This is a genomic window from Microbacterium zouquanmingi (genome assembly GCF_052266695.1).
Lineage (GTDB): Bacteria > Actinomycetota > Actinomycetes > Actinomycetales > Microbacteriaceae > Microbacterium.
The window spans coordinates 795829-821489 of record NZ_JBQPQZ010000001.1 but is presented as its reverse complement, the minus strand read 5'-3'; the positions used below and the strand labels follow the sequence as shown (position 1 = coordinate 821489).

Here is a 25661-nt window from a genome sequence, read left to right as displayed (position 1 = left end):
CATGTTACTCAGGCCGGATGCTGTGCGGGGTGCGTACTCACGCGGCGACCGCGACAGCCGCGGACCGACGCCGCAGAATCGTGCTGCGGATGACGACCTCGGCGATGACGATGTTGATCAGCCACCCGGCATCCATCTGAATCAGTCGCCAGAACTCGCTAGGGGTGCCGAACATGATCGCGAACGGGGCTGAGGTGAACACCTGCGTACCCGCGCCCGATGCGAGCGCATACGCACGGATCATCCATGCGCCATGACGGGGGATGTCGCGTCGCGCGATCGCCCGGAGAGCGAGCACGATGAACGCGATCATCAGCCCGCCGACGACGTAGCGCGATATCTGCAGCGCGAGTCCATCGATGGGCGGGACGTCGTAGAACGCCGTCATCCACAGCCCGCTCAGCGCGACCGCCAGCCCGGCGGGCACGAGCAGGTATCGTCCGGCGAACCGGTGCCATTCGGGGTGGCGTCGCCGCAGCCCGGGCAGGAACTGGAACGCGCCGACCAGCGAGTACACGAGGGCGCCGACGATGTGCAGCACCACGGGCAGCGGCATCTGCAGGAATCGGGCGTTCGCCTCGGTCTGTGGAGCGTCCGCGGCGATCTCGCCGATGCGCATCGCGCCTGCGAGCGAGGGGACCAGGGCCAGGGCGATGAGCCCTGCGGCGATGAGCCATTCACGACGTGGCGATTTCATGCTTCGATGCTCGCGCGCCGGCGCGGTCGCGCACATCGGCCACATGGCCGGTTCTGCTCACCGCGGAGGGCGGGATCAGGAGAGCGTGGCGGGGCGGACTTCGCGTCGCGCGGTCGTGCCGCGCACGATCAACTCGAACGGCAGCGCCGCGTGCGCGGCAGGCTCGTCCGTCGCCTCGAGCTTCGCGAGCACAGCCTCGGCCGCGCGCTCGCCCTGTGCGAGCGGGAACTGATCGACGGTCGTGAGCTGGAAGAACTCGCCGAGTTCGTGGCCGTCGATGCCGATCACGGAGATGTCCTCCGGCACCCGGTAACCGAGATCACGCGCCGCCATGACGGCGCCGATCGCCATCTCATCGGATGCCGCGAAGACAGCCGTCGGGCGCGGATCTGGACGACCGAGGAGTTGTTTCGCTGCCCGATAGCCGCCTTCGACCGTGAAGTCCGAAGACGCCAGGAACGCCGGATTCGGAGTGATCCCCGCGCCAGCCAGCGCCGTCTCGAAACCGAGCCGGCGATTGGTCGGGATGTGGAAGTCCAGATCGAACTCGGAGCTTGCGCCGATGTGCGCGATCTCGGTGTGGCCGAGGGTCAGCAGATGCTCTGTGGCGAGCTGCGCGAGCGCACCATCATCGGCGGTGAGCGTGTCGAGCCGGGGGTTCGGGCCACCGATGGCGATCACCGGCAGGCCGAGCGCGAGCAGTCGTGCTGTCTCGTGCTCGTCGAGCTCGATGGAGACAGCGATCACAGCATCCACACGCTGTCGTCGCAGAGCCGTCTCGAACACGTCCTTTCGAACGTCCTGATCGGCCGTGATGTTGTAGAGCGTGATGTCGTAACCGTGGCGCATCAGCGCACTCGACACTCCAGAGAGCACCGTACTGAAGAACCATCGGTCGAGGAACGGCACCACGACGCCGATGTTCCTCGTGCGCCCTGACGCCAGGCTTGAAGCCCGCGAAGAGACGACGTAGCCGAGCTCCTGCGCGGCAAGGTGAACCTTCTCGCGAGACGAGGCAGAGACGTAGCCGCGACCGCTGAGGGCGCGCGAGACCGTGGCTGTTGACAGCCCGGCCTTTCGCGCGACCTCATCGATGCTGACCACGGTGTCTCAGTTCTTCGTGTACCAGGCTGCGTGATCAGTCGGCACGGCAGTGCCCTCGAACCGCTGGCTCTGCGTGATGAAGGTCACGTCGTCGCCGAGCTCCAACGGCTCCGCGCCGAGGTTCGCGACCACATGCACGTCTCCGCGACGGAAGGCGATGGCGCTCTCGCCGAGGTCCTCCCACACCAGCGAGCCGTTGCCGAGCTCGAACTCGCGGCGCATGCCCAGCAGCGTCTTGTACATGTGCAGGGTGGAGGTGGGGTCTGCCTCCTCGACATCGCGAGCGAAACGCGACCACTCCTCGGGCTGCGGCAGCCAGGAGTCTCCGGTCGTGTTGAAGCCGTACGCCGCCGCCTCCGCTTCCCACGGGATCGGCACGCGGCAGCCATCGCGGCCGTAGCGCTCGCCGCTCGTGCGGAACCACGTCGGGTCCTGACGGAACTCGTCGGGGATCTCCATCGCCTCAGGAAGTCCGAGCTCTTCGCCCTGGTACAGGTACGAGGAACCGGGCAGAGCGAGCATGATGGTGGTCGCCGCGCGAGCGCGTGCGAGACCGGTCGCCTCGTCGGGCTTGCCAGCGGACTTCGGTCCGATTCCGTCGCCCTGAGGGCTGTCGGCGGTGAGGGCCAGACGAGAAGCGTGCCGGATCACGTCGTGATTCGACAGCACCCAGGTGCTGGGAGCGCCGACCTTGCCGAACTCGTCGAGGGAGTCGCGGATGACGCCGCGAACCTTCTGCGCGTCCCAGTCGGTCATCATGTACGGGAAGTTGAAGGTCTGGTGCATCTCATCGGGACGAACCCAGAGCGCCGTCTTCTTCAGCGTGGGCAGCCAGGCCTCACCGCACAGTGCGCGATCGCCGTCGTACTCCGCGAGAACCTTGTGCCAGTCGCGGTAGATGTCGTGGACACCCTCCTGGCCCCAGTAGGGCACGTCGTCCTCGCCGCCGCCCATCGAGTCAGACTCGGACGGGGGCGTGTAGTCGGGGAGGCCGTCGGCCTTGATCATGCCGTGGGCGACATCCACGCGGAATCCGTCGACGCCGCGGTCGAGCCAGAAGCGCAGGACGCCGCGGAACTCCTCGCGAACCTCTTCATTGGTCCAGTCGAAGTCGGGCTGCGAGGGGTCGAAGATGTGCAGGTACCACTGGCCGGGGGTCCCGTCGGGCTCGGTGATGCGAGTCCACTGACCGCCGCCGAAGACGCTCTCCCAGTTGTTCGGGGGAATCTCGCCGTTCTCGCCCTTGCCGTCACGGAAGATGTAACGAGCGCGCTCGGGGCTGCCAGGGGCCGCCTTCAGTGCCTGCTGGAACCACACGTGCTGATCGCTGGAGTGGTTCGGAACGAGGTCGACAATCACCCGGATGCCGCGGGCGTGGGCCGCGGCGAGCATCGTGTCGAAATCGGCGAGCGTGCCGAACAGCGGGTCGACATCGCGGTAGTCGGCGACGTCGTAACCAGCGTCCTTCTGGGGGCTCGTCATGAACGGGCTCAGCCAGATCGCATCGATGCCGAGATCCTGGAGAGAATCGAGTCTGCTGGTCACGCCGGGCAGATCGCCGATTCCATCACCAGAGGCGTCAGCGAAGGAACGCGGGTAGATCTGGTAGATAACGGCGCTTCGCCACCACTCGGAACCGGGCGCTGCGAACTGCTCAAGCTCTGTCATGGCAACAGCATAGTGCAAACGCTTACAGACCCGCTAGGGCGCGGATCGAAACGGTTCGAAGGCTAGTCGTCGATGACGACGTTCACTGGGTTTTCACCGCGCAGCATCCGGTCGATCTGCTTACGGATCAGACGTGAGATCCGCGGGTTCATCGCGGTGGACGCTCCGCCGATGTGCGGTGAGAGAAGCACTCCCGGCGTCTTCCACAAGTCATGCTCGGTGGGCAGGGGCTCGGGGTCGACGACATCGAGTGCCGCGCGGATGCGTCCCTGCTGGCGCACGAGCGCGTCGCTGTCGATCAGGGTTCCGCGACCGACGTTGACCAGCAGTGCGCCGTCGGCCATCCGGCCCAGCAGCTCGTCGTCGAAGAGGTGGTGCGTGGCGTCGCCCCCGGGGAGCGCGAGGATGACGATCTCGGCATCCGGCAGCAGAGCAGGGAGCTCGTCGATCGCATGCACCTGCACGCGTCCGAGCCGCTCATGCCAGACCGGGCGGGCGGTGCGCGCGACGACGGTGAGGTCGATCTCGAAGGGCTCCAGACGCAGGGCGATCGCTTCGCCCACTCCGCCGAAGCCGACCAGCAGCACCCTGCGATCAGCGAGACTCTCGGCGAACACCGGCGACCACTGGCTGTCCTGCTGAGCGAGGACGAACCGAGGGAGCTGGCGCTGTGCGGCAAGCGTCAGCGCGAGGGCGATCTCGGCCGTGGAGGCCTCGTGCACGCTCGCGGCATTCGCGTAGCGGAGACCTTCGGGGAGCTGGTCGGCGACCCCGTCGTACCCGATCGACTGGCCCTGCACGAGGCCGATGTCGAGCCCTTGGAGTGCACCGAGCACCGTGCTGTCGCTCAAGTAGGGCGCAACCACCAGGTCGATCTTCTCGCGCGGGTGTGGAGACTGAAGGTCCCAGACGTCCAGCTCCACTCCCTCGGGCAGCGCGCCGAGGTTCTCGGCCAGTCGAGCGGTGGGAACGGTGACGAAGAGACTCACGCCTCGAGCCTAGCGACGGTGCGGAAGCCGGCGTTACCCATTGACGAGTCAGGGGTGTTCTGCGAGCGCGCCGCATTCCGGTAGCGATTGCAGTACGAGATGTGGCAGAGGTAGCTCCCCCCGCGCAGCACGCGCGAGGTGCCTGTTTCGGGTCCGGTCGGGCTCTGGGCAGGTGAGTACTCGTAATAGTTCGGGTCGAACCAATCGGAGCACCACTCCCATACATTTCCGACGGGCTGCCACAGGCCGTATCCGTTCGGGGCGAAGCTGTGCACGGGAGCCGTCGTCAAGAAGCCATCAGCGAGCGTGTTCTCGCGAGGGAACGTTCCCTGCCAGATATTCGCGCGCCACCCGTCCTCATCGACCTCGGCGTCGCCCCACGGGTACTTCGCCGCATGCAGCCCGCCCCTGGCGGCGCACTCCCATTCCGCTTCGGTGGGAAGGCGACGCCCCGCCCAGTCGCAGTACGCCTGGGCGTCGTTCCAACTCACATGGACGACGGGGTGATCGTCGAGGCCGTCCAGATCTGAATCTCGTCCGCCGGGGTGCGCCCAGTCGGCGCCTCGCACGCCGAACCACCACGGCGTCCGCGGGGGCTGGCCGAGAATGTCATTCTTCGGGGCCGCGAGCGCGAGGTGGAACACCGCAGAGAACCCGAACTGCTCGGCCTCGGTGCGGTATCCGGTCGCGTTGACGAACGCCGCGAACGCGTCGTTCGTCACGGACGTCGCATCGATCGAGAACTCGGGGAGCATCACCTCGTGAAGAGGGGCCTCGCCATCTCCCGCATTCCGGTCGCCGGAGGAATCGCCCATCAGGAAGGTTCCCGCCGGGATCACGGACTGCTCGATCGCGTGGGCGGATGCTGCTGGCGTAGCATCCGAACTGCCCGCATCCGGCCCTGGCTGAATCGTCAGAAACTGATCGCGGGCCGGTGCTCCGCACGTGCAGGACGGACCGCACGTCCCATCAGTCTCCGCGCCGGTCATCGCTACGCGGCGACGCGAGCGATCGCAGCGACGGCGCTCGCGAAGAAGCCAAGGCCGTCGATACCCGACCGCATGGCGGCGTCGGTGTCTGGGCCGAAGCCCGCCTCTGTCGCGTGCTCGGGGTGCGGCATGAGGCCCACGACGTTTCCGGCCTCGTTCGTCACACCGGCGATGTCGCGCAGTGATCCGTTCGGGTTGACGCCTGCGTAGCGGAAGGCCACCAGGCCCTCGCCCTCCAGACGATCGAGAGTGTCATCGGAGGCGATGTAGCCGCCTTCGCCGTTCTTGAGCGGGATGACGATCTCCTGGCCCCGGCGGAACGTGTTGGTCCAGGCGGTGTCGGAGTTCTCGACCGTGAGCTTCTGGTCGCGGCGAACGAAGTGCTGGTGATCGTTGCGGATGAGCCCGCCTGGCAGCAGGTGCGCCTCGACGAGCATCTGGAAACCGTTGCAGATTCCGAGCACCGGCATTCCGGATGCCGCGGCATCCTTCACCTCGGACATGATCGGCGACAGCGCGGCGATCGCGCCGCTTCTCAGATAGTCGCCGTAGCTGAAGCCACCAGGAAGGACGAGCGCGTCGACGCCTTCGAGGTCGTGCGATCCGTGCCAGAGGGCGACGGGCTCGGCGCCGGCAAGGCGGACAGCGCGCTGCGCGTCGCGGTCGTCGAGTGACCCAGGCCAGGTGATGACGCCGATGCGGACGCTCACTCGACCACCTCGATGCCGACGACATCCTCGATCACGGAGTTCGACAGCACGTCTTCGGCGATCTTCTTCGCCTCTGCCAGCACGGCGTCGGTGACCTCGCCGTCGACAGTGAGCTCGAAGCGTTTGCCGATGCGCACATCGCTGAAGCTCGTCACACCCTGGCGTGAGAATGCGCCGGAGACGGCCTTCCCCTGCGGGTCGAGCAGTTCGGACTTGGGCATGACGTCGACGACGATGGTGGGCATGAACGGCTCCGGAAGTCGCGGGAAGGCGGGCACGCCCAGTCTAGTGTGCGTGCGAGTGCGCGTCAGGAGTGGAAGACGGTGTGCAGATCGCCGACGGCCTGGCGGCCGCCCAGTCCGTCGATCTCGAACAGCACAGAGATGCCTGCGACGTGCGATCCCAATCGTTCGATGAGCTGACGGCCGGCGGCGAGCGTGCCGCCAGTGGCGAGGACGTCGTCGATGAGCAGGACGCGTGAGCCCTGGGGCAGGTCGTCGTGCATCTCGATCGTCGCGGTGCCGTATTCGAGTGAGTAGTCGACGGATGCCGCGGGGCGAGGAAGCTTGCCGGCCTTGCGGATCGGGATGAGGCCGACTCCTGCTGCGATCGCCGCGGTTCCGGCGATCAGGAACCCGCGTGCTTCGATTCCGGCCACGTAGTCGAAGGATCCCGCGAAGGGCTCGATCAGTGCCTCTGTGGTCGCGCGGAGCGCATCGCGGTCGGCGAGCAGTGGCGTGATGTCGCGGAAGAGGATCCCCGGCTCCGGGTAGTCCGGGATGCTGCGGATCAGCGACTCGGCGTGGGCGAGGGCAGGAGAAAGTTCTCGGGAGGGCACTGATCAAGGGTACCGGCCTCTCCTGTGGTGGCACTTGACAAGCTTGGGAGCGCTCCCATATCGTTACTCAACGATCGTGGGAGCGCTCCCACATCACAGAGCCAAGCAGTGAAACCCCACCCGCACAAAGGAGTGAATCGTGAACACATCCATCCGTCGACGCGTGCTGACAGCAGCGTCCATTGCGTCGGTAGCAGCTCTCGCCCTGGCCGGTTGCGCCTCAGGCGCCAGCGACTCCGGCGCTGAGGGAGATGCCGATGCAGACGTCACGCTGACCGTGACGACCTTCGGCACCTTCGGCTACGACGACCTGTACAAGGAGTACGAGGACCTGCACCCGAACGTCACCATCGAGGCGACGAACATCGACACGGGTGGAAACGCTCGTACCGACGCTTTCACCAAGATCGCCGCAGGCTCTGGCCTCAGCGACATCGTCGCCGTCGAAGAGGGCTGGCTCGGAGCCATCATGGACGTCTCCGACACCTTCGTCGACCTGAGCGACTACGGTATCGAGGACCGCAAGGGCGACTGGGTCGACTGGAAGTACGCTCAGGGCACCGACGCCGACGGCCGCGTGATCGGCTACGGCACCGACATCGGCCCTTCGGGCATCTGCTACAATGGCGCGGCCTTCGAGGCTGCCGGCCTCCCGAGCGACCGCGAGTCGGTTGCCACGCTGCTCGACGGCGACTGGGCGAACTTCTTCAAGGTCGGCCAGGAGCACACCGACAAGACCGGCAAGGCCTGGTACGACCACTCCGGCTTCGTCTGGAACTCGATGGTCAACCAGCTCGACGAGGGCTACTACACCGCTGACGGTGAGCTGAATGTCGAGGGCAACAAGGAGCTCAAGGAGCGCTTCGAACTCCTGGGCGCTGCAACCGAGGGCGGCCAGTCGGCTGCTCAGGCTGCATGGGACTGGAACGGCGGAAAGTCGTTCGTCGACGGCACGTTCGCAACCTTCGTCTGCCCCGGCTGGATGCTGGGTGTCGTTCAGGGTCAGGTCGAGGCAGGCGGCGGCGACGCATCGACCGGCTGGGACTTCGCAGACGTCTTCCCCGGCGGAGCTGTCAACTGGGGTGGAGCATGGCTCACGATCCCGGAGACCTCGAAGCACAAGGAAGCAGCCGCTGAGCTGGCTGACTGGCTGACGCAGCCCGAGCAGCAGGTGAAGCAGTCGGTTGCCGCCGGCAACTTCCCCTCGACCATCAAGGCGCAGGAGACCCTCGCGGCGGATGCCACCCCGAACGAGTTCTTCAACGACGCACCCACCGGTGCGATCCTGGCCGAGCGTGCCAAGGGCGTCGTCGCGCAGTTCAAGGGCGCGGATGACTCGATCATCCAGGAGAACGTCTTCGGACCGGCGCTCAGCAAGCTCGATCGTGGCGAGCTGAACACTCAGCAGTCGTGGGATGAGGCCATCTCGCTGCTGAACGAACTCGTCGGCTGATACCGAAGAATCCACTGTTCGTGATCTCGTCTCGGCCCCGGCTCGCCCGGCGACCGGGGCCGAGACGAATCACATCTTCGACGTCAAGGACACAATCATGACTCTCACTGCCCCACCCAAGGAGCGTGTGGTCGCCACCGCCGATCCGGTGGTTGCCGGTAAACGACGTTCTTGGCGTCATCGAGTATCCCGGTTCGACCAGAACGCCTCGCCCTACTTCTACATCTCGCCGTTCTTCCTGCTGTTCGGCCTCGTCGGGCTGTTCCCGCTGCTGTACACGGTGTATGTCGCAGTCTTCGACTGGGACCTGCTCAAGGGCCAGGGCGACTTCGTCGGGGCAGGGAACTTCATCGAGGTGCTCGGCGATGCGATGTTCTGGAACTCGATCCTCAACACGCTGAGCATCTTCCTGCTCTCGGCCATCCCGCAGCTCGCGGTCGCACTGATCGTGGCCTACCTGCTCGACCGCGGCCTTCGCGCCCCCACGTTCTGGCGGATGAGCATCCTCATCCCCTTCGTCGTCACCCCTGTCGCCGTGGCGATCATCTTCTCGAGCATCTTCAACGAGGCCGACGGCCTCGCCAACAATCTTCTGAACCTCATCGGTATCGTCGACCAGGAGTGGAAGCACAACACCTTCCTCTCGCACATCGCGATCGCCACGATGGTCAACTTCCGCTGGACCGGATACAACGCGCTCATCCTGCTCGCCGCGATGCAGGCCGTGCCGCGCGATCTCTACGAGTCCGCCGCGATCGACGGCGCCGGCCCCATCCGCCGCTTCTTCTCGATCACCATTCCCACCATCCGCCCGACCCTCATCTTCGTGATCATCACCGCGACGATCGGTGGTCTGCAGGTCTTCGCCGAGCCTCGATTGTTCGACGTGTCCACCGCCGGCGGCATCGGCGGCAGCGACCGGCAGTTCCAGACCACGGTGCTGTTCCTGTGGGAGATGGCATTCTTCCGCCGCAATCTCGGCGAAGCATCCGCCGTTGCGATCCTGTTGTTCGTGCTCATCGTGGCGATCGGCGTGATCAACTTCCTGCTCACGCGCGGGATCTCCACCGGTGACGCACCGAAGAACCGCGCGGCCAGACGCCGCGCCCGAAAGAGCCAGGCCAAGACAGGAGCACAGCGATGAGCGCGACGCAGGCCCTCAGCGTGCCGGAGAAGATCCGTCGCCGCAGGAGCAGCGGTGGTGTCGCAGGTGTCGGAAGCCGTCCCGGCTTCCTCACCTACGGGCTGCTGGCAGCCTTCATCACCGGCAGCGTGTACCCGCTGTGGTGGTCGGTGGTCGTCGCGAGCGGCACCAACTCCACCCGCGGCGAGACGCTGCCGCTGATCCCCGGCGGCAACTTCTTCGCGAACGCCGCCAAGGTCTTCGACGCGATCCCGTTCTGGCTGGCCCTGGGCAACTCGGTGATCATCTCCACGGTGATCACGCTCTCGGTCGTGACCTTCTCCACTCTCGCCGGATACGCCTTCGCGAAGCTGCGCTTCCGCGGACGCGAGGGACTGATGATCTTCGTCGTCGCCACGATGGCCATCCCCACTCAGCTCGGTATCATCCCCTTGTTCATGGTGATGCGCGAGATGGGCTGGACCGGATCGATCGGCGCCGTGATCGTGCCGACGCTGGTCACCGCCTTCGGGGTGTTCTTCATGCGCCAGTACCTCGTCGATGTCATCCCTGACGAGCTCATCGAGGCCGCGCGCATGGACGGCGCGAACCAGTTCCGCACCTTCCTCACGGTCGGAATCCCCGCCGCACGCCCCGCCATGGCGATCCTCGGCCTGTTCACCTTCATGACGGCGTGGACCGATTACCTCTGGCCGCTCATCGTGCTCTCTCCCCAGAACCCGACCCTGCAGACGGCGCTCAGCCAGCTGCAGTCCGGCTACTACATCGACTACTCAATCGTGCTCACCGGTGCGGTGCTCGCAACCCTGCCCCTGCTGATCCTCTTCGTGGTCGCAGGCAAGCAGCTGGTCAGTGGCATCATGGCGGGCGCGGTGAAAGGATGACATCTATGACCAGGCATTTCCCCGAGAACTTCCTCTTCGGTGCGGCGACTGCCGCCTACCAGATCGAGGGTGCGGCGTTCGAAGATGGGCGCACCGCCTCAATCTGGGATGAGTTCTCCCGTGTGCCGGGAACGGTCATCGGCGGCGACAACGGCGACGTGGCGTGCGATCACTACCACCGCTACGAGAGCGACGTCGCGATGATGAAGGAGCTGGGGCTTCAGACCTACCGTTTCTCGACGTCGTGGGCACGAGTGCGTCCCGACGGTGGCGCCGTCAACGAGAAGGGCGTCGATTTCTACAAGCGCCTCGTCGACGAGCTGCTCGGCGCGGACATCATGCCGTGGCTGACGCTGTACCACTGGGACATGCCCCAGGCTCTGCAGGAGAACGGCGGCTGGACGAACCGCGACGTCGTCTCGCGCTTCCTCGACTATGCCGGAACCATGCACGATACGCTCGGCGACCGCGTGAAGGTGTGGACGACGCTGAACGAGCCGTGGTGCTCGTCGTTCCTCTCTTATACGGGTGGCGAGCACGCCCCCGGTCACACCAGCATCAGTGAGGGCCTGCTGGCAGCGCACCACCAGCTGCTCGCGCACGGTGAGACGGTCCGCGAGCTGCGCTCGCGCGACGCATCGCTCAATCTGGGCATCACCCTGAACCACACGGTCGCCGACCCCGCCGACCCGAACAACGCCGGTGACGTGGATGCTGCGCGCCGAGTCGACGGACAGTTCAACCGCTGGTTCCTCGACCCGATCTATCGCGGAGAGTATCCCGCGGACATCGTCGAGGATTTCCGTGCGGTCGATTCGGCTGCCGTCGCGCAGTTCGAGGCAGCGATCCACGACGGTGACCTCGAGACGATCTCTCAGCCGATCGATACGCAGGGCGTCAACTACTACCACGGTGATTTTCTCTCGGGCACCGCGCAGGAGAACCCGCCTCTGCCCGGCGGCCCGGCCACCGAGCGCAAGGGACGCAGCCCGTACCCCTCTGATGCCGGCATCCATGCCGTTGAGCGGGGGCTTGAGCGCACGGCGCAGAACTGGGAGATCCAGCCGGAGGGTCTCACTCGCCTGCTACACCGTCTCTCGGACGAGTACACCGCCGAGCGCGACGTGACGCTCTACGTCACCGAGAACGGTGCGGCCTTCAACGACGTCGTCGCCGAAGACGGTCAGGTCCACGATGCCGATCGTGTCGCGTACGTGCGCGCGCACCTGTCGGCAGTGCTGGATGCCGCCGAGGCCGGCGTCGACGTGCGAGGGTTCTTCTACTGGTCACTCATGGACAACTACGAGTGGGCCTGGGGTTATGACAAGCGCTTCGGGATCGTGCGCGTGGACTACGACACTCAGAAGCGCACGGTGAAAGACAGCGGTCGCGAGTACGCTCGGATTATCGCCGCACGCTCGCTCTGACTGTCGGAGAAGCGGCAGAAGGGAGAGCCGTGGTCTCGCGCGCGACGATTGAAGAGGTGGCGACCGCCGCTGGGGTGTCCCGGTCGACGGTATCCCGTGTCGTGAACGGGTCGACGTCGGTGAGCCCTACGGCGCTCCAGGCCGTGCAGTCGGCGATCGCCGAGCTCAGCTACGTGCCCAATCGGGCTGCCCGTTCGCTGGCCTCGCGGCAGACGAACGCGATTGCGCTGATTGTCCCTGAAGACACCACGCGCTTCTTCGGAGACCCGTTCTTCGCGTCCATCGTCGCGGGGATCACTGCGACGCTGGGCGGTTCGGACTATGTGCTGAACCTGCTCATCGCCAGCGACGACCCCGGCGACAAGATGACGAGCTTCGTGCGCAACGGCGGCGTCGACGGCGCACTGATCGTCTCGCACCACACGAGTGACGCGTTCGTGGAGCGCATGTCGGATGCGCTGCCGGTGGTCTGGGGTGGTCGGCCGCAGCGTCAGCGGGCGAGCGAGTACGTCGTGGACGTCGACAATATCGCCGCAGGACGCATCGCGACCCAGTATCTGATCGACCTCGGCCGCACGCGGATCGCGACGATCGCGGGTCCGGCGACGATGCTCGCCTCCGTCGATCGAAGTGAGGGTTTTCGTGCGGCGCTCGCGGATGCCGGGCTCGCTCCCTTCGCTGAGGTCGCGGGCGACTACAGTGAAGGCAGCGGCGCGCAGGCTGCTCGTCTGATCCTCGCAGACGGTCAGCCGGATGCGATCTTCGTCGCCAGCGACCTCATGGCGCGGGGAGCCATCGCTGCCCTGCGCGGGGCGGGTCTGCGGGTTCCGGAAGATGTGGCCGTGGTGGGCTTCGACGACTCGCCCGTCGCTCTGAGCGCAGACCCGCCGCTGACGACCGTGCGGCAGCCGATGTACGCCATGGGCGAGAAGATGGCGGCCGTACTGCTGTCGAGGCTGCGCGGCGAAGAGCCACTACCCGTAACGATTCTGCCGACCGAGCTGGTGGTGCGCGCCTCGGCGTAAGAGGGCAGGTGCGCAGTCACGCGACCAACTGCGCCTTGAGGGTGTTGTTCCACGGGTCACTGAACGTCAGCGTGCGTCCGTCGTCGGCGACCTGGGTACCGAAGTGCTTCAGTCGTTCGCCGAGTTCTCCGAGGCTGTCGGCGTCCGGCAGGGCGAGGTCGACCTGACCGAGGCCGAGCGCCGGCATCCGGGGCCCCGCGCCCCGTGAGTTCCACACGTTCATCGCCATGTGGTGGTGGTAGCCGCCGGCGCTGACGAACAGGGCCTGCTCTCCCATGGAGAGGGTCGCGTCGAATCCCAGTCGCTGCACGTAGAAGTCGCGTGCGGTGGCGACGTCGCCGACCGAGAGGTGTACGTGGCCGACTCGGGCGGGCGCCATGTCGGCGGGCTCCTCGCCGAGGTGCTCCTGGAGGAAGGTGTTCGGGTCGAGGTACAGCGTGGCCATCTCGACCTGCCCGTGCGTCCACGACCACTCCGAGCGGTCGCGGTCCCAGTACAGCTCGATTCCGTTGCCCTCGGGATCGGTGAGGTAGAACGCCTGGCTTACGAGGTGGTCGGCGCTGCCGGTGAAGGTCTGCGGCGCGCGCTGGGCGACAGAGAGAAGGGCGGATGCCAGTGCCGCCTGTGACTCGAAGACGATCGCGGTGTGGAAGAGGCCGGCCGACCCGCGGGCAGCATGCTTCAGGCCCGGCGAGTGCTGCAGGATCACGATCGGCACACCGGCGCGCCCGAGCGTGACGGTGTCGCCCTCGGCGCCCAGCACCTGAAGAGTGATGATGTCACGGTAGAAGGCCGTCATCGCGTCGAGGTCGGCGACGAACAGGGTGACAGCGCCCATTGTTGTTGCCTCGGCAAGTGTTTTCGTCATGACAGGTGAAACGGCGACAGGCGCGAAAGTATTCCGAGTATCGTCTGGATCATGCCCATGATCGATCTGAACTCGGATCTCGGTGAGAACGTTCCGAGTCGTATCATCAGCGACGACGCCGCGATGCTCGAGATCGTCAGCAGCGCGAACGTGTCGTGCGGCTTTCACGCCGGGAGCTCTGCGGGCATCCGCGAGACGCTCGCGACCGCCGTCCGACACAGCGTCGTGATCGGCGCTCACCCCGGGTATCGCGACTACGAGAACTTCGGTCGCACCGAGATGGATGTGGACTCGGAAACCCTGCAGGCCGATGTCGAGTATCAGCTCGGCGCGCTGATGGGACTCGCGTCTGCAGTCGGCGGCAGGGTGCAATACGTCAAGCCGCACGGTGCGCTGTACAACACCATCGCTCACGATCCGCGACAGGCGGCCGACGTCGTCGCCGCGATCCGCGCGATCGACCCGAATCTCGTCCTGCTGGGGATCTCAGGCGGCGTTGTCCTCGACATCGCGTCGAGGGCGGGGCTTGCCGTGGCATCCGAAGCATTCGCTGACCGCGCCTATCGCCCGGACGGGCAGCTCGTCCCGCGCGCGCACGAGGGCGCCGTGCTGCACGACCCTGCGGTGGTGGCACAGCGCATGGCGCGGTTGGCGGACGAAGGAGTGATCCGCGCGATCGACGGCACCGACGTGCGCGTCGACGCGCAGTCGATCTGCGTGCATGGCGACAGCCCGGGGTCGGTCGCCATGGCTGCAGAGACGAAGCGGATGCTGCAGCAGAACGGCATCACGATCGCAGCCTTCGCCGGCGGGTGATCGATGCGCATTCTCACCGCATCCGATCGCGCCCTCCTCGTCGAAGCAGCCGACCTCGACGAGGCGATGCGATTGAACCTCGCCTGGCGTGGGCTGCCTGGCATCATCGAGCGGGTTCCCGGCGCGCGGACCGTGCTCGTGTGCTTCGATCCGCTGCGAACGTCGGCGGCCGCGCTGGCAGAACTCCTCTCAGCGGCCGAGCCGCAGGACGAGCACATGCCGCCCGCGGGCGAGGTGACGATCCCCGTGCAGTACGACGGGGACGATCTCGCCGAGACCGCTTCGCTTCTGGGCGTATCGACGGACGAGCTGGTGAGCCGACATCTCGCTGCGGACTGGCGGGTGGCGTTCTCCGGGTTCGCGCCGGGGTTCGGGTACATCGTCGGCGATGATCCGCTGTTCGATGTGCCGCGAAGGTCGTCGCCGCGCACGCGCGTACCGGCAGGAGCGGTGGCGCTCGCAGGGGCCTTCACGGGCGTGTATCCGCGAGAGAGCCCTGGCGGTTGGCAGCTCATCGGACGCACGGATGCCGTGATGTGGGACCTCGATCGTGAGCCGCCTGCTCCGCTCGTGCCGGGGGTTGTGGTGAGGTTCGAACGTTCTGAGCGACCCGTGCTCCCGGTTCCCGCCGCTCCCGCCGCTCCTGCCGTGAGCGTCAGGGGCGAGAAGCCTTCGCCTCGCACCAGTGTGGAGGTCATCCGCACATCCATGCAGCTGCTGGTCCAGGATGCCGGCCGTCCTGGACGCGCGAGCCTCGGGGTCTCGGCATCCGGCGTGGCGGATCGCACGGCCATGCGCGATGCGAACCGCGCGGTCGGCAACGATCGAGACGCCGCGGTGCTGGAGAGCGTCGGGGGAGCAGCACTGCGTTTTCACGGCGCGGGCGTCGGCGTGGTGACGGGAGCCGTGGGCGATCTGACAGTGACGAATCACGCGGGTGAGGTGCGTGACATCGTGCACGGCAGCCCCTTCGCCACAGCCGACGGGGATGAGCTCGAGCTGGGGTATCCGACGCAGGGTCTGCGCTGCGTCATCGGAATCCGCGGCGGGGTGCGGGCGGCATCCGTTCTGGGCAGCCGCTCGAGCGACACCCTTTCCGGGCTCGGCCCCCCGCCGCTCGCAGCCGGCGATGTCGTCGGTGTGGGGGCGGCGCCAAGGCGGGCCGTCGATCCCACCGTGGTGACGCGCGAGCTGCCGGCGCCGGGCGATCTCGTCGAGCTCAGCATCACTCTGGGTCCGCGTGATGAGTGGTTCACAGCATCCGCTCTTCACACACTGACGACGCAGGAATGGCTTGTCACGTCACGGGCTGACCGGGTCGGGGTCCGTCTGCAGGGTGAGGTGCCGCTCGCGCGCGCCGTCGAGGGAGAGCTGCCGAGTGAGGGTGCGGTGAGCGGTGCGATACAGGTGCCCGGTGACGGGCAGCCGGTGCTGTTCCTGCCCGATCACCCGCTCACCGGCGGATATCCGATCATCGGTGCGCTCACCGATTCCTGCCTCGACCTCGCGGCACAGCTGCCGCCGGGCGCGCGGGTGCGATTCTGCGTCGGCTGAGCCACGGCATCCGGTGGCCGGCGCTGGCTTCGGTGCTGAGGGCCCCTACTCCGGGTCGCCGCCGAGCGGGCCGACCGCCGGGATCGGGCCACCATCGTCAGCGCCCGAGCGGCGCCAGCGGGCGATCGCGTTGCCCAGGTGGTAGATGAGCAGGGCCGCGACCGTGCCGATGACGATCGCGCCGAGCTGGAACGCACCCCATGACATCGCGAAGCCACCGACGGCGATCACGAACGACACCGCCACCGTGTACTGGTTGACGGGACGCGAGAAGTCCACGCGGTTATCGACCCAGATCTTGATGCCGATGACGCCGATGAGGCCGTACAGCGCAGTGGTCACGCCGCCGAGCACTCCTGCGGGGATCGTGTTGAAGATCACGCCGATCTTTGGTGAGAACGCCAGCAGGATGGCGGCAAAACCTGCCACCCAGTACGCGGCCGTCGAGTAGACGCGGGTCGCGGCCATGACGCCGATGTTCTCGCCGTAGGTGGTGGTCGCCGATCCGCCGAAACCGCCGGCGAGCGTCGTGGCGACACCGTCTGCGATGAGGGCGCGCCCGGTGTGCTTGTTGATCGACGGGTCGTTGGTCATCGTCGCGACACCGCGGACGTGGCCGACGTTCTCGGCGATGAGCACGAGGACGACCGGGAGGAACATCGGCGCGAACGCCCAGGCTCCGGGGTCGGTGACCGCGGCGAGGTGGAAGTCGGGCAGTCCGATCCAGGCCGCTTCTGCGACGCCGTCGAATGTGACCTGTCCGGTGAAGATCGCGACGATGTAGCCGACGATCACGCCGAGGAAGATCGAGATGCGACCGAGGAATCCGCGGAAGAACACGCTGAACAGCACGACGGCGATCAGAGTGACCGAGGCGAGCTCAGGCTGCAGCGTGAAGTTGTTCCACGCCGCGGGGGCGAGGTTGAAGCCGATCAGCGCGACGATCGATCCCGCCACGACCGGCGGCATGAAGCGGTCGACGAAGGCGATGCCCACTGCCTGCACGAGGAACCCGACTCCTGCGAGCAGGACTCCCACCACGAGCACGCCGACCAGGGCCTGGCCGATCTGCTGCGGGGTCTCGAGTGCACCGCCGCCGTTGATCGCCGTGATCGGGGCGAGGAAGGCGAACGATGAGCCCAGATAGCTGGGGAGGCGGTTGCGCGTGATGATCAGGAAGAGCAGCGTGCCGATTCCCGAGAACAGCAGCGTCGTCGAGACCGGAAAGCCGGTGATGATCGGAACCAGGAACGTCGCACCGAACATCGCGACGATGTGCTGTGCGCCGATGGCGAAGGTCGCGGGCCAGTTCAGGCGCTCTTCGGGCTTGACGACCTGGTCGGGGGCGACGTTGCGACCATCGCCATGAATCTTCCACACGGGCATGCGTGCTCCTCAGTTTTCGGGCTAGGAGCAACATTATCGATTGCTGCGCGTTCGCCGTGCATGGCGCGATCCGGGCGTGACAGAAAGGGGGCCGCAACGACAGATATAGGACCGTTCGGCCGTTCGCGTCCGACATCCGTGCAGACGGCCCCCGAAGTGTCGGACGGCGCCTACGCGGTCAGGCGCTCGATGAGCTCGCGGTATCGTGCGGCGGTGCGCTCGACGATCTCCTCGGGGAGTGCGGGCGGCTCACCCTGCTTGTCCCAGTTCGCCGCCAGCCAGTTGCGGACGATCTGCTTGTCGAAGCTTGCCATCCGCTCGGACGGGGTCTGTCCGGATTCCCAGGCCGCGGCATCCCAATATCTCGATGAGTCGCTCGTGAGCACCTCATCGGCCAAGCGCAGTGTGCCTTCAGCATCCGTCCCGAACTCGAACTTGGTGTCGGCGAGGATGAGGCTGTGCTCCTCGGCGATCGACGCGGCGCGCGCGTAGATCGCGAGCGATGCGTCGCGCAGCTCTACCGCGCGTTCCACGCCCACCAGCTCGACCGCGCGCTCGAAGGTGATGTTCTCGTCGTGTTCGCCCATCGGCGCCTTGTAGGCCGGGGTGAAGATCGGCTCGGGCAGGCGGTCGCCGTTGCGGAGCCCTGCCGGAAGCGGGATGCCGCAGACCGTGCCGCTCTCCTGGTACTCGATCCAGCCGCTGCCGGTGATGTACCCGCGCACGACGCACTCGATCGGCAGCATCTCCAGCGATTGTGCGAGCATCGCCCGGTCGGAGACCTCGGCGGGGATCTCACCCTGTGCGAGATGGTTCGGGAAGTCGAGCTGCTCGAACCACCAGCGGCTGAGCTGTGTGAGCAGAGCTCCCTTCTGCGGGATACCGGGAGAGAGCACGAAGTCGAATGCACTGACCCGATCGGATGCCACGACGAGGATGCGAGTGTCGGCGGGATCCGCTGAGGCGTACAGATCACGGACTTTGCCGGAGTAGAGATGACGCCAGCCGGGGATGCTGTTCGCTTCGCTCGTGGGGATGCTCATGCGCCCATTATCCCCGTCCCGACGGCGGTGTCGGTTCTCGGGTGTACCGTTGCCGGGTGAGCGACGCCACCGCATCTCGAACGGGATCCGACCAGGCGCCCGAGCGCAGCCCCTGGCCGGCGCTGTGGGCGCTGGTGATCGGGTTCTTCATGATCCTCGTCGACACCACCATCGTCGGTGTCGCGAATCCGGCGATCAAAGAGGCACTCGACCCGAACTCCAACAATCTCGACCGCGTCGTGTGGGTCACCAGCGCCTATCTGCTGGCCTATGCCGTACCTCTCCTGGTCACCGGTCGCCTCGGAGACCGGTTCGGACCGAAGAACATCTACCTCACAGGCCTTGCGATCTTCACTCTCGCCTCGCTGTGGTGCGGACTGTCGACCACGCTCGACGGGCTCATCTGGGCGCGCGCCGCGCAGGGCATCGGCGCCGCGCTGCTGACGCCGCAGACCATGGCCGTCATCACGCGCACCTTCCCGCCCGAGCGTCGAGGCGCGGCGATGGGGCTGTGGGGCGGGGCATCCGGTGTCGCGATGCTCGTCGGTCCGCTCGCCGGCGGATTCCTCGTCGACGCTCTCGGCTGGGAGTGGATCTTCTTCATCAACCTGCCGGTCGGCGTGGTCGGTTTCGTGCTGGCGTGCATCCTCGTGCCGAAGCTCGAGACGCACAAGCACCGCTTCGACATCCCTGGTGTCTTCCTCAGCGCCATCGCGATGTTCCTCATCGTGTTCGGGCTGCAAGAGGCCGAAGCCTACGACTGGGGTGTCATCTGGGGTCCGATCTCGGTGTGGGGCCTGATCATCGCCGGTGTCGTGGTGCTGGGGCTGTTCCTCTGGCACCAGGCGCGCACCAAGAACGAGCCGCTCGTGCCGATGGAGCTGTTCCGCAATCGCAACTTCGCCTGGTCGAACATCACGATCGTCACGGTCGGGTTCACGGTGACCGCGCAGGGTCTGCCGTTGATGTTCTTCCTGCAGACCGCCCGTGGGCTGAGCCCGACCGAGTCCGCCCTGCTGCTGATCCCGATGGCGATCGCCGCGGGCGTCGTCTCGCCGTTCGCCGGCCAGCTGCTCGACCGCATCGATCCGCGCGCCATGCTCGTGCCCGGGCTGCTGCTCGTGTCGCTCTCGCTGTTCATGTTCGCGGCGATGATGAACGTCGATACCCCGATCGGCTGGCTGCTGATCCCCTCTGCGATCCTCGGTCTCGGAAACGCCGGCATGTGGGGTCCGCTGGCGACCACGGCGACCCGTGACCTTCCGATGCATCAGGCCGGTGCCGGTGCCGGCATCTACAACACGATGCGCACGATCGGGTCTGTGCTGGGCTCGGCCGCGATCGCCGTGTTCATGCAGAGCAGGCTCGTCGCGAATCTGCCCGGCGCAGAGGATGCGTCGGGCGGGTTCGGCGAGGGCAAGATGCCAGATGCTGTCGCAGGACCCTTCGCCGCGGCGATGGCGCAGACCATGCTGATGCCGGCCGCGGTCATTCTTCTCGGCGTTGCCGCCGTGCTGTTCCTGCGCAGGCCTGCGCACCTGGGTGTGCGCAACAAGGGTGTGCGCAACAAGTAGGCATCAGTTTGCGGGCATCTCACCGGTCATGATGGGCTATTGCGATGACGATCGAACTCACCCGCCCCACGACCGCCCTCTTCGACTCCTGGGCGGCGGCCGTCGCAGAGTTCGGTGGCGAGCACATCGATGGTTCGGGAATGACTGCGCCGACCAGTGGCGATCATGAGACGCTCGACGCGCTGATCGCCAAGGCCGAGGTCATCTCCGACACGAGCGTCCCCGCGCCCGATGGGCGGGTGCACAACGATCTGTACTGGATCACCGATGCCGGTGAGGTCGTCGGCTTCGTATCGCTCCGACACGAGTTGAACGACTGGCTTCGTCGGTTCGGCGGACACATCGGCTATGCTGTGCGCCCGACGCGTCGACGCCAGGGGTATGCCCGCGCCGGGCTCGCCCTTGCGCTGGAACGATCGCGGGAACTCGGCCTCGACCAGGTCATGCTGACCTGTGACGACGACAACGCCGGATCGTTCCGCACGATCGAGGGCGCGGGTGGCGAGCTCGAAGACGTGATCGATGCCGCCGAGCAGGGTCACCCGAGCGTACGCCGCTACTGGATCGCGCTGTAGCTGCAGCTACAGCCCACTCCTTCGCGCTGCTGAAAACTGTTCGCGCTGCAGAAACAACTGCAGCCCGAACAGGAAACAGCAGCCCGAACAGGAAACTGCAGCCCGAACAGGCGAATCTGAGAAGAGCACCGCAGGCGGTGCGTCAGGCCGGGCGCGATCTCGGCGAGGTGCTCACGGCATCGGTCAGTCTGCTCAATCCGTCGGTGATCGTGATCGGCGGGGCGATGGCACGGGTCGGCGAGCGCCTCATCGCCGGAGTCCGCGAGGTCGTGTATACGCGCTCGATGCCCCTCGCGACTGAGGGCTTCGCGATAGTGCAGTCCGGGACGGCCGGCGAAGCCGCGATGCGGGGCGCGAGCAGGCTGGCGGTCGAGTACGCTCTCTCGCCGGAGATCTCGCCGGAGATCTCGCCGGAGATCTCGCCGGAGATCTTGCCGCAGAGCTTCGGCTTCGAGCGCTGAAGGCCGCGCGATTCGCCGGCTCGACAGGTGGAGCGCGGCTACGCGCTACTCAAACCTGCTCGCGCTGCAGAAGTAGTAGCAGCGCGAACAGCGAAGAGCCGCGCGAACCAGGAATCAGCCGCGCGAACCAGGCGCAGCCTCAGCGGGCCGAGTCACTCGCTGACGCTGGCGGCGATGTCACGGCGGTAGTGCGAGCCGTCGAGGCCGATACGCCCGATGGCGTCGTACGCGCGCGTCCTGGCGTCAGTGAAGTTCGAACCGACCGCGACGACGTTGAGCACGCGGCCTCCCGTGGCGACGAGGTCGCCGCCGGGAGCATCCGGCCCTGCCGTGGCAGCATGCACGATCCCGACGCCCTCGATGCCTGCGGCATCCGCAAGACCCGAGATCTGGCGGCCGGTCTGCGGAGCTTCGGGGTACCCCTCGCTTGCGAGCACGACTGTGATCGCAACGTCGTCCGAGAAGACGGGAGCGGGCTGGTCTTCAAGGGTGCCGGATGCCGCAGCCAGCAGCAGCTGCGACAGCGGAGTACGCAGGCGCGGCAGCACGACCTGGGTTTCCGGGTCGCCGAAGCGCGCGTTGAACTCGATGACCTTTACGCCGGCCGTGGTCAGGATGAGACCGGCATAGAGAAGACCGATGAACGGGGTGCCCTCGGCATCCATCTGGCGGATCACGGGAAGTGCGACCTGTTCGGTGACGAGATCGACGAAGGCCGCTTCGCTGCCGAACTGTTCGTCGAGCCAGGGGAGGGGAGAGTACGCACCCATGCCGCCCGTGTTCGGGCCCGCGTCGCCGTCGAAGGCGCGCTTGAAGTCTTGAGCGGGGCTGAGCGCCCGCACAGTGTCGCCGTCAGAGAGGAAGAAGAGCGAGACCTCGGGGCCGGCGAGAAACTCCTCGACGAGCACGGGGCCTGCCGGCAGGTAGTGCTCGGCGTGCGCGAGGGCCTCGGCGCGATCGGAAGTGACGATGACGCCCTTGCCGGCCGCGAGACCATCGGCCTTGACGACGTAGGGAGCGCCGAGATCATCGAAGGCCTGCTCGACGTCGGTGATGGATGCTGCGCGGACCGCGCGTCCGGTGGGCACTCCTGCGGCATCCATGATGCGCTTCGCGAAAGCCTTCGAGCCCTCGAGCTGCGCGGCGGCCTTGCCGGGCCCGAACACCGGGATGCCGCGCTCGCGGAGCGTGTCTGCGACACCGGCGACGAGGGGGGCTTCCGGACCGATGACGACGAGGTCGATCGAGTGCTCGTTCGCGAAGGAAGCAACGGCACCGCCATCGAGCTGATCGAGGGTGACGAGGTTCGCATCTGCGGCGATGCCGGCGTTACCGGGCGAGACGAAAAGCTCGTGCCCTGCGCTTTCGGACTTCAGCGCGAGGATGATCGCGTGCTCACGGGCACCGGAACCGAGGACGAGGATCTTCACGTCACCAGACTATCGAGGCCCGCGCGGCAATAGACCACGGATGTGGTGTTCGCCCCTTGCTAAGCTCACCAGCCGAGGGGAGCGTCAGTCGGATGCTTCATCGGAGGGAGCATCATGACTGACCAGCAGCCGCAGGAACCCACGTGGCAGACCCCGCAGCAGCCCGCACCACCGCAGCCGCCGGCACCGTATCCGGGTGCTCCCGCTGCTCCACAGAATTATCCCGCCCCTCCGGCGCAGCCCGGCTACGCCCAGCCCGGTTACCCGGCACAGCCGGGTTACGCCGCACCCGCGCAGCCCGGTTACGCTCAGCCCGGCTATCCGGCGCAGCCCGGATACCCGGCACCCGCCTACGGTGCAGCGGCGCTCCCGGTGTACCCGGCCGTGCCGCGCGGTGCGAGCAGCCCCGATGACCTGACGCTGCCCCTGTACGGCGCAACCTTCGGTCAGGCCATCACCCGCTTCTTCAAGAGCTACGTGACCTTCACCGGACGCGCATCGCGCAGCGAGTACTGGTGGGTGCAGCTGTTCATCTCTCTGGTCGCGCTCGTCGCCATCGTGCTGATCGCTGTGAGCGCCGGAATCAGTGCCGCGCAGTCGTATGAAACGGGAGATGCCGGCTGGGCCGTTGCCATTACCGCTGTCGTGGGCGTCGCTTTGGCGATCTTCGGCCTCGGCATCATCGTCCCGACGCTCGCGATCAGCTGGCGCCGCCTGCACGATGCGAACTTCGCAGGGCCCTTCTGGTTCCTGTCGTTCACCTACATCGGCTCGCTCGTCGTGCTGGTCTTCACGATCCTGCCGTCGAACCCGCAGGGACAGCGTTTCGACCAGCGCTGACTCGCACTGACCTGAGCCGCCGGCGTCCGCGCTGGCGGCTCTCGTCGTCTCAGAGCAAGGCGGGCTGTTCAGAGAGTGACGGGGCGTTCGTCCGTAGTATCCCAGGGCACGGTCCACCCGCAGTTGTCGAAGAGTCGATCGAGCACCATCGCGGTGAATCCCCACACGATCGTGCCGTCGATGTCGAACGCCGGACCCTTGAACACGTCCGACCCGCGAGCGATCGTCGACGTGTAGCGCGTCGCAGGATCGAGCAGCTGTGCGACCGGAACCCGGAACACCTCGACCGTCTCGGCATGGTCGACAGCGGCGACCTTCGAGGGCTTCGTCCACCAGCCGAGCACCGGTGTGACGTTGTGGTTGCTGGCGGCCAGCGGCAGTTCGGGCAGAGCGGCGAGCACCTCGACCCCGGCCGGATCCAGCCCCGTCTCCTCTTCGGCCTCACGCAGAGCGGTGTCGATGAAGTCACGGTCCTCCGGGTCGCGCCCGCCTCCCGGGAAAGACACCTGCCCCGGGTGAGATGACAGCGTGGACGCCCGCCGCTGCAGCAGGACGTCGAGGTCTCTCGCAACGGCGGCATCCGTTGTGCGGGCGGGGATGCTGTCAAGTACGCCGAACAGGATCAGCACGGCCGAGGCGCGGGCCTTGGCACCCTCGGGCAGCGGCGGAAGCACACGGCGGTCCCAGCCGTTGCCGTGCGCAGCGGCGAGAAGCTGGGCACGCGCGCCTTCCGGTCGCTGGCTGTCGGTCACCATTCGAGCCTAACCCCGCCATAGGCTGAGGGGATGGCTCGCAAGATCGACACCGCTGAAGGGCGCGCGGCTCTGGATGCTGTGCGCACAGCGATGGCTACAGGGGAGAAGCCGGCGCGCACGTCGTCGGCCACCGCGGTCCGGTATCTGCTGCAGCTGCTCGACGAGAAGGCGCCGGGGAACAGTGTCGAAGTGCGGGTGCCGCCCTTCGGGGCAGTACAGGTCGTGCAGGGCCCCCGCCACACGCGCGGCACTCCTCCGAATGTGATCGAGATGGATGCCGCGACCTGGGTCGCGCTCGCGACCGGAGCAGAACCATGGGCGGATGCTGTCGCACAAGGCCGTGTGCATGCCTCCGGCACGCGCGCTGACCTGAACGGGCTGCTGCCGCTGCGCCCATAGGGCGATCTCTCGCGCAGACAGTGGGACAATGGATGCATGTCTTCCACCGATTCCAGCGAGACCGTCGAAGCCACCGTGCGGCGAGTGCCTCGCTACGGCGTCTTCATGGCGATCGGCGTGGTGCTCGGCATCATCGCCGCCGGCATCTTGACGATGGTGGGCAGCTACGAGCCGTCCGAGACGCTCGATGTCATCTACACGCCGAACCAGGTCTTCGGGTTCACCCTGCTGTGGACGGTCCCGATCGGACTCGCACTCGGCGGTCTCGTCGCGATCCTGCTCGAGCGGATCGCTCGCCGTCACGACCGCGTCGTGCGCGTCGACCGTGAGACGATCGTCGCCTCCGACTGAGTGCTACGCCAGTTCGCCGATCACCGGGCGAATAGCCGCATCGAAGGCCACGACGTCACGTCGGAGTCCGTCGGTGACGGCGACAGTGAGTGCGCCGATCCACCAGACTCCGCGCTGTGAGAACGGCAGCACCTGCACGTTGAGTTCGAAGGAGTGGGCTCGCCGGCCGATTTCCCGCTCGAACTCGGCGATTGCGCTGGCGTACGCCCGATAGGCGTTTCCGCCCGATGCGGTCTTCATCGTCTGGAAATAGCGGTTGCGCGCGTCCTTCGCATACTGCAGCGCGGCGGCCTTGAGCGGCTCGATCGCCGCGCGAAGCGCTTCTGCTCCCGTGGCGGGCAGCGCGACGAGAGTGTCGAATCCTTCCACGAGTTCGAGCGGAACCTCGGATGTGTGGGCGCGCGGTTCGATGGTCATGTTCCAGTACTCGCGCCACTGCTTCTCGAGTTCCGGCGTTGCGTCGACGGCATCCGGTGCGCGAACCTGCAGGTCGCGCAGCGACGGCAGGTCGTCGGGTTCGCGGATACCGAGCATTTGTCGCAGGGCCAGCGCGATGAGCACCGGAACACCGGCGTCCTCACGAATCAACCACTGCGGCTTGTCGGCCATGGCCCCATCCTAGGGAGATCGCCGGGCAGAAGCTGGCTTCTCGGAATTCAGACCCGTCGCGCGACTGTAGTC

General features: G+C 66.7%; 27 protein-coding genes. 13 read left to right on the top strand and 14 right to left on the bottom strand.

The genetic code is table 11. The features are described from left to right. Positions 1-37: 37 nt before the first annotated feature. From ACTU6U_RS03810 to ACTU6U_RS03775, 8 genes are all read right to left on the bottom strand, one after another. On the bottom strand, positions 38-697 hold the full coding sequence (locus ACTU6U_RS03810) for a DUF2306 domain-containing protein (RefSeq protein ID WP_443467811.1): 660 nt from the start codon (positions 695-697) through the stop codon (positions 38-40). A 75-nt stretch (positions 698-772) separates the two neighbouring features. Then, the gene (locus ACTU6U_RS03805) at positions 773-1801 is read right to left on the bottom strand and encodes a LacI family DNA-binding transcriptional regulator (protein WP_443467810.1); all 1029 of its coding nucleotides are present in this window, start codon (positions 1799-1801) and stop codon (positions 773-775) included. Positions 1802-1807: 6 nt separating this feature from the next. After that, a complete protein-coding gene (locus ACTU6U_RS03800; RefSeq protein WP_443467809.1) occupies positions 1808-3469 on the bottom strand; it encodes a glycoside hydrolase family 13 protein in 1662 nt (553 codons plus the stop codon). A gap of 62 nt (positions 3470-3531) precedes the next feature. Continuing rightward, on the bottom strand, positions 3532-4458 hold the full coding sequence (locus ACTU6U_RS03795; protein ID WP_443467808.1) for a 2-hydroxyacid dehydrogenase: 927 nt from the start codon (positions 4456-4458) through the stop codon (positions 3532-3534). Continuing rightward, positions 4455-5447: a formylglycine-generating enzyme family protein gene (locus ACTU6U_RS03790; protein ID WP_443467807.1), complete on the bottom strand. Its 993-nt coding sequence runs from the start codon at positions 5445-5447 to the stop codon at positions 4455-4457. The genes ACTU6U_RS03795 and ACTU6U_RS03790 overlap by 4 nt, the downstream gene beginning before the upstream one ends. Before the next feature lie 2 nt (positions 5448-5449). Then, positions 5450-6157, bottom strand: a complete 708-nt coding sequence (purQ, locus tag ACTU6U_RS03785) for a phosphoribosylformylglycinamidine synthase subunit PurQ (protein ID WP_443467806.1) — start codon at positions 6155-6157, stop codon at positions 5450-5452. Next, the gene (purS, locus tag ACTU6U_RS03780) at positions 6154-6402 is read right to left on the bottom strand and encodes a phosphoribosylformylglycinamidine synthase subunit PurS (RefSeq protein ID WP_417510436.1); all 249 of its coding nucleotides are present in this window, start codon (positions 6400-6402) and stop codon (positions 6154-6156) included. The genes purQ and purS overlap by 4 nt, the downstream gene beginning before the upstream one ends. A gap of 62 nt (positions 6403-6464) precedes the next feature. Then, a complete protein-coding gene (locus ACTU6U_RS03775) occupies positions 6465-6995 on the bottom strand; it encodes an adenine phosphoribosyltransferase (protein WP_443467805.1) in 531 nt (176 codons plus the stop codon). A gap of 139 nt (positions 6996-7134) precedes the next feature. On the opposite strand from ACTU6U_RS03775, the gene ACTU6U_RS03770 reads away from it, so the two are divergent. The 5 genes from ACTU6U_RS03770 to ACTU6U_RS03750 all read left to right on the top strand — a co-directional run bounded on the left by ACTU6U_RS03770 (position 7135) and on the right by ACTU6U_RS03750 (position 12928). After that, positions 7135-8448 (top strand): ABC transporter substrate-binding protein, encoded by a 1314-nt coding sequence (locus ACTU6U_RS03770; protein ID WP_443467804.1) that lies wholly within the window; start codon positions 7135-7137, stop codon positions 8446-8448. 97 nt (positions 8449-8545) lie between these two features. After that, complete coding sequence (locus tag ACTU6U_RS03765; protein WP_443467803.1) at positions 8546-9592, top strand: carbohydrate ABC transporter permease; 1047 nt, start codon at positions 8546-8548, stop codon at positions 9590-9592. Next, positions 9589-10476, top strand: a complete 888-nt coding sequence (locus tag ACTU6U_RS03760) for a carbohydrate ABC transporter permease (protein WP_443467802.1) — start codon at positions 9589-9591, stop codon at positions 10474-10476. The genes ACTU6U_RS03765 and ACTU6U_RS03760 overlap by 4 nt, the downstream gene beginning before the upstream one ends. A gap of 5 nt (positions 10477-10481) precedes the next feature. Then, complete coding sequence (locus ACTU6U_RS03755) at positions 10482-11903, top strand: GH1 family beta-glucosidase (RefSeq protein ID WP_443467801.1); 1422 nt, start codon at positions 10482-10484, stop codon at positions 11901-11903. 29 nt (positions 11904-11932) lie between these two features. Continuing rightward, complete coding sequence (locus ACTU6U_RS03750) at positions 11933-12928, top strand: LacI family DNA-binding transcriptional regulator (RefSeq protein ID WP_443467800.1); 996 nt, start codon at positions 11933-11935, stop codon at positions 12926-12928. A gap of 16 nt (positions 12929-12944) precedes the next feature. Here ACTU6U_RS03750 and ACTU6U_RS03745 read toward each other — a convergent pair whose 3' ends face one another. Next, positions 12945-13766 (bottom strand): VOC family protein, encoded by an 822-nt coding sequence (locus tag ACTU6U_RS03745; protein WP_443467799.1) that lies wholly within the window; start codon positions 13764-13766, stop codon positions 12945-12947. Positions 13767-13847: 81 nt separating this feature from the next. On the opposite strand from ACTU6U_RS03745, the gene ACTU6U_RS03740 reads away from it, so the two are divergent. Both ACTU6U_RS03740 and ACTU6U_RS03735 read left to right on the top strand, forming a co-directional pair. After that, a complete protein-coding gene (locus ACTU6U_RS03740) occupies positions 13848-14612 on the top strand; it encodes a LamB/YcsF family protein (RefSeq protein ID WP_443467798.1) in 765 nt (254 codons plus the stop codon). A 3-nt stretch (positions 14613-14615) separates the two neighbouring features. Then, a complete protein-coding gene (locus tag ACTU6U_RS03735; RefSeq protein WP_443467797.1) occupies positions 14616-16166 on the top strand; it encodes a 5-oxoprolinase subunit B/C family protein in 1551 nt (516 codons plus the stop codon). A 45-nt stretch (positions 16167-16211) separates the two neighbouring features. Here ACTU6U_RS03735 and ACTU6U_RS03730 read toward each other — a convergent pair whose 3' ends face one another. Together ACTU6U_RS03730 and ACTU6U_RS03725 are read right to left on the bottom strand one after the other, a co-directional pair. Beyond that, a complete protein-coding gene (locus tag ACTU6U_RS03730) occupies positions 16212-17552 on the bottom strand; it encodes a uracil-xanthine permease family protein (protein ID WP_443467796.1) in 1341 nt (446 codons plus the stop codon). 170 nt (positions 17553-17722) lie between these two features. Continuing rightward, positions 17723-18595 (bottom strand): phosphoribosylaminoimidazolesuccinocarboxamide synthase, encoded by an 873-nt coding sequence (locus ACTU6U_RS03725; RefSeq protein WP_443467795.1) that lies wholly within the window; start codon positions 18593-18595, stop codon positions 17723-17725. A 56-nt stretch (positions 18596-18651) separates the two neighbouring features. Between ACTU6U_RS03725 and ACTU6U_RS03720 the strand changes: the two genes are divergently transcribed. From ACTU6U_RS03720 to ACTU6U_RS03710, 3 genes are read left to right on the top strand one after another with little or no spacing between them, the layout of a single operon-like run. Then, positions 18652-20169, top strand: coding sequence for a DHA2 family efflux MFS transporter permease subunit (locus tag ACTU6U_RS03720; RefSeq protein ID WP_443467794.1), 1518 nt, complete (start codon positions 18652-18654; stop codon positions 20167-20169). A gap of 44 nt (positions 20170-20213) precedes the next feature. Next, positions 20214-20744 carry a GNAT family N-acetyltransferase gene (locus ACTU6U_RS03715; RefSeq protein ID WP_443467793.1) on the top strand — a complete coding sequence of 177 codons (531 nt, stop codon included), beginning with the start codon at positions 20214-20216 and terminating at the stop codon, positions 20742-20744. Next, positions 20642-21205: an ROK family protein gene (locus ACTU6U_RS03710; RefSeq protein ID WP_443467913.1), complete on the top strand. Its 564-nt coding sequence runs from the start codon at positions 20642-20644 to the stop codon at positions 21203-21205. The genes ACTU6U_RS03715 and ACTU6U_RS03710 overlap by 103 nt, the downstream gene beginning before the upstream one ends. A 152-nt stretch (positions 21206-21357) precedes the next feature. Here ACTU6U_RS03710 and purD read toward each other — a convergent pair whose 3' ends face one another. Continuing rightward, entirely contained in the window at positions 21358-22635 is a 1278-nt protein-coding gene (gene purD, locus ACTU6U_RS03705; protein ID WP_443467792.1) for a phosphoribosylamine--glycine ligase, read from the bottom strand. A 114-nt stretch (positions 22636-22749) separates the two neighbouring features. Here purD and ACTU6U_RS03700 point away from each other — a divergent pair, with 114 nt between their 5' ends. Continuing rightward, positions 22750-23475, top strand: coding sequence for a DUF805 domain-containing protein (locus ACTU6U_RS03700; RefSeq protein ID WP_443467791.1), 726 nt, complete (start codon positions 22750-22752; stop codon positions 23473-23475). A 68-nt stretch (positions 23476-23543) separates the two neighbouring features. Here ACTU6U_RS03700 and ACTU6U_RS03695 read toward each other — a convergent pair whose 3' ends face one another. Next, positions 23544-24230: an NUDIX hydrolase gene (locus tag ACTU6U_RS03695; protein ID WP_443467790.1), complete on the bottom strand. Its 687-nt coding sequence runs from the start codon at positions 24228-24230 to the stop codon at positions 23544-23546. A gap of 30 nt (positions 24231-24260) precedes the next feature. Between ACTU6U_RS03695 and ACTU6U_RS03690 the strand changes: the two genes are divergently transcribed. Both ACTU6U_RS03690 and ACTU6U_RS03685 read left to right on the top strand, forming a co-directional pair. Beyond that, positions 24261-24629, top strand: coding sequence for a sterol carrier family protein (locus ACTU6U_RS03690; RefSeq protein WP_443467789.1), 369 nt, complete (start codon positions 24261-24263; stop codon positions 24627-24629). A gap of 36 nt (positions 24630-24665) precedes the next feature. Next, positions 24666-24980, top strand: a complete 315-nt coding sequence (locus ACTU6U_RS03685; protein WP_443467788.1) for a potassium transporter Trk — start codon at positions 24666-24668, stop codon at positions 24978-24980. A gap of 3 nt (positions 24981-24983) precedes the next feature. Here the strand turns inward: ACTU6U_RS03685 and ACTU6U_RS03680 are convergent, their stop codons facing one another. Beyond that, positions 24984-25589, bottom strand: coding sequence for a zinc-binding alcohol dehydrogenase (locus tag ACTU6U_RS03680; RefSeq protein WP_443467787.1), 606 nt, complete (start codon positions 25587-25589; stop codon positions 24984-24986). Positions 25590-25661 lie beyond the last annotated feature (72 nt).

Excerpts from the sequence above, each read along its gene's own strand:
- ACTU6U_RS03810 (WP_443467811.1), bottom strand. The coding sequence starts at position 697 with ATGAAATCGCCACGTCGTGAATGGCTCATCGCCGCAGGGCTCATCGCC.
- ACTU6U_RS03800 (WP_443467809.1), bottom strand. The coding sequence starts at position 3,469 with ATGACAGAGCTTGAGCAGTTCGCAGCGCCCGGTTCCGAGTGGTGGCGA.
- ACTU6U_RS03790 (WP_443467807.1), bottom strand. The coding sequence starts at position 5,447 with ATGACCGGCGCGGAGACTGATGGGACGTGCGGTCCGTCCTGCACGTGC.
- purS (WP_417510436.1), bottom strand. The coding sequence starts at position 6,402 with ATGCCCACCATCGTCGTCGACGTCATGCCCAAGTCCGAACTGCTCGAC.
- ACTU6U_RS03765 (WP_443467803.1), top strand. The coding sequence starts at position 8,546 with ATGACTCTCACTGCCCCACCCAAGGAGCGTGTGGTCGCCACCGCCGAT.
- ACTU6U_RS03760 (WP_443467802.1), top strand. The coding sequence starts at position 9,589 with ATGAGCGCGACGCAGGCCCTCAGCGTGCCGGAGAAGATCCGTCGCCGC.
- ACTU6U_RS03755 (WP_443467801.1), top strand. The coding sequence starts at position 10,482 with ATGACCAGGCATTTCCCCGAGAACTTCCTCTTCGGTGCGGCGACTGCC.
- ACTU6U_RS03745 (WP_443467799.1), bottom strand. The coding sequence starts at position 13,766 with ATGGGCGCTGTCACCCTGTTCGTCGCCGACCTCGACGCGATGACGGCC.
- ACTU6U_RS03740 (WP_443467798.1), top strand. The coding sequence starts at position 13,848 with ATGCCCATGATCGATCTGAACTCGGATCTCGGTGAGAACGTTCCGAGT.
- ACTU6U_RS03735 (WP_443467797.1), top strand. The coding sequence starts at position 14,616 with ATGCGCATTCTCACCGCATCCGATCGCGCCCTCCTCGTCGAAGCAGCC.
- ACTU6U_RS03730 (WP_443467796.1), bottom strand. The coding sequence starts at position 17,552 with ATGCCCGTGTGGAAGATTCATGGCGATGGTCGCAACGTCGCCCCCGAC.
- ACTU6U_RS03725 (WP_443467795.1), bottom strand. The coding sequence starts at position 18,595 with ATGAGCATCCCCACGAGCGAAGCGAACAGCATCCCCGGCTGGCGTCAT.
- ACTU6U_RS03715 (WP_443467793.1), top strand. The coding sequence starts at position 20,214 with ATGACGATCGAACTCACCCGCCCCACGACCGCCCTCTTCGACTCCTGG.
- ACTU6U_RS03700 (WP_443467791.1), top strand. The coding sequence starts at position 22,750 with ATGACTGACCAGCAGCCGCAGGAACCCACGTGGCAGACCCCGCAGCAG.
- ACTU6U_RS03695 (WP_443467790.1), bottom strand. The coding sequence starts at position 24,230 with ATGGTGACCGACAGCCAGCGACCGGAAGGCGCGCGTGCCCAGCTTCTC.
- ACTU6U_RS03690 (WP_443467789.1), top strand. The coding sequence starts at position 24,261 with ATGGCTCGCAAGATCGACACCGCTGAAGGGCGCGCGGCTCTGGATGCT.
- ACTU6U_RS03685 (WP_443467788.1), top strand. The coding sequence starts at position 24,666 with ATGTCTTCCACCGATTCCAGCGAGACCGTCGAAGCCACCGTGCGGCGA.
- ACTU6U_RS03680 (WP_443467787.1), bottom strand. The coding sequence starts at position 25,589 with ATGGCCGACAAGCCGCAGTGGTTGATTCGTGAGGACGCCGGTGTTCCG.